The following is a 602-nucleotide window of genomic DNA, read 5'->3' as shown; positions in this document are numbered from 1 at the left end:
AAGTCAGGTGTATTAAAAACTAATTTTTATGAGCCTGAAATACAAAGAGAATATGCTGAAATGTTAAAATATTATGGGAGTTCTCCAATAACATGTAAGGTGAGATATCCTCAAGAAAAAGGTAAAGTTGAAAGTGGTGTAAAGTATGTAAAGAACAATTTTTTTAAATCACTTAAAGAGGATGATTATTATAAGGCAGCTCAAAAATTAAAAGATTGGCAAGATAATAAATGTAACCAGAGGATTCATGTTACTACCAGGAAAGTACCTCTTGAGCAATTTATAGGCAAAGAGAAAGAAGCTTTATTATCTTTACCTATAAAACCATATGAAGTGTTTGATATATCAGAAAGAGTTGTTAATAATTATGGTCATATTACTTATCGTTATAATTTTTATTCAGTGCCTTATATATACGTAGGGAAAAAAGTAACAATTAAGAATAACTCGAAAATTCTTAAAATTTATGATGAATCCTATAACGAGGTAGCAGTACATACCTTATCTGATGGAACAGGTGAATTTATAACTAATAAAGCCCATAATCCGAGATTAACTCAAACTGATTATGAAAATAAATCCCTTTCAATCGGTTCTAATGT

At 28.9% G+C, this 602-nt stretch carries 1 protein-coding gene; it reads left to right on the top strand.

All coding sequences use genetic code 11. The annotated features are described in order from the left end of the window. Positions 1-602: Mu transposase domain-containing protein (locus LF845_RS11770; protein ID WP_423220588.1), on the top strand; the 602-nt coding region annotated here is incomplete at both ends.

The sequence above is a fragment of the Deferrivibrio essentukiensis genome, from assembly GCF_020480685.1.
Classification (GTDB): Bacteria; Chrysiogenota; Deferribacteres; order Deferribacterales; family Deferrivibrionaceae; genus Deferrivibrio; species Deferrivibrio essentukiensis.
This window is presented reverse-complemented; position numbering and strand designations above follow the sequence as displayed.